At 67.1% G+C, this 1,584-nt stretch carries 1 protein-coding gene; it reads left to right on the top strand.

What is annotated here, in order from left to right; genetic code table 11:
- The first annotated feature begins 22 nt into the window (after window positions 1-22).
- Complete coding sequence (gene istA, locus J1902_RS18990) at window positions 23-1,579, top strand: IS21 family transposase (RefSeq protein ID WP_207617922.1); 1,557 nt, start codon at window positions 23-25, stop codon at window positions 1,577-1,579.
- The last annotated feature ends 5 nt before the right edge of the window (window positions 1,580-1,584 follow it).

The raw sequence follows: 1,584 nt of genomic DNA, 5'->3' as shown, positions 1-1,584 counted from the left end.
GTGGGGAAGGAAGGGGCTTGTTGTGAAGTCTCCAGGAGAGTTCATGGAAATTTTAGCTGCTTATGATTTGACCCGGTCGTACCGGGATGCCGCGAAGATCTGCGGCGTATCGCACAACACGGTGCGCTCGTATGTGTTGGCCCGTCAGGAGGGCGCGCAGGCGCCGGTGGCCCGGCAGCGCGGCCGGATGACCGATCCGTTCCTGCCGCAGATGGCCTCCTGGGTGGAGCAGTCCCGTGGGAAGATCCGCGGCGATGTCGTGCATGAGAAGCTCCTCGCTTTGGGGTTCACCGGGTGTGAGCGGACGACCAGGACGACGCTGGCTGGACTGAAGGCGAAATACCGGGCCCGGAGCGTGCGCGTGCACCGGCCCTGGACTCCGGAGCCGGGTCTGTGGCTTCAGTATGACTACGGGGACGGGCCCGTCGTTGACGGGGTGAAGACCGTGCTGTTCGTGGCCTGGTTGGCGTTCTCCCGCTTGCGGATCGTGATCCCGTTGCGGGATCGGACCATGCCGAGCGTGTTCGCGGCCCTGGACCGGTCCTTCCGCCTGATCGGCGGGGTCCCGACCTACATTTTGACGGATAACGAGAAGACCGTCACGGTCGAGCACGTCGCCGGGATCCCGGTCCGCAACCACCAGATTGTGGCGTTCGCCAGGCACTACTCGACCTCGCTGCAGACGTGCCTGCCGGCCGACCCGGCCTCGAAGGGCGGGGTGGAGAACGCGGTCAAGATCGCCAAGGCCGACCTCGTCCCCACAGACACCAACCTGTTGCCGGAGTACCGGTCCTTCGCGGAGCTGGAGGCTGCGTGTGAGGCGTTCATGGAGGAGGTGAATTCGCGGGTGCACCGGGTCACGCTGGAGATCCCGAAGGACATGCTCCGGGTTCTCGAAGGGCCGAGGTTGCATCCGGTCCCTGCGGCACCGGTGACGGCGAGTTTCGGCCAGACCCGCCAGGTCCCGCCGAACACACCCATGATCACCTTTGCGCAGTCCCGCTACTCCGTCCCGCACGCCCTGATGGGTCAGATGGTCTGGGTGCGCGGAACCGAGACCGAGGTGATTATCGTGCACGTCGGGGTCGCCGGCCCGGTCGAGGTCGCCCGTCACGAACTCACCCGCCCCGGCACTCCCGCGATTATCGACGCCCACTTCCCGCCGGCCCCTGCCGGGGCCCTGGAACGGGTGATCCGCCCCACCAACAAGGCCGAGGAAGAGTTCCTGGCCCTCGGCGCCGGCGCCGCGCTCTGGCTCAAGGAAGCCGCCGCCGCAGGGACCGGAAAGATCCGGCACAAAATGGAACGCGCCGTCACCCTCGCCAGGGTCCTCGGCGCCGACGAGGTCGACAAGGGCCTGGGAGCGGCCGCGGTGCACCAGCGCTTCACCCACGAGGACCTGCTCTCCATCGGCAACACCGGCAACGCAACAAGCCACACAACCGGCACCACCCACACCGTCACCGACCAGGGCCAATGGCTGAGCCAGGGCACCGGCTCCTGGGCGAATTTCGGCACCACCCCCGCCACCGGCCCCGCCGTTGACGGCGGTCTTGAAGGAGCCACCGATGAGCGCTAACACCA

This window comes from Arthrobacter cavernae (assembly GCF_017368795.1).
GTDB classification, from domain to species: domain Bacteria; phylum Actinomycetota; class Actinomycetes; order Actinomycetales; family Micrococcaceae; genus Arthrobacter; species Arthrobacter cavernae.
Note: the sequence above shows the minus strand (reverse complement) of the source record. Positions and strands in the feature narration are given on the sequence as shown.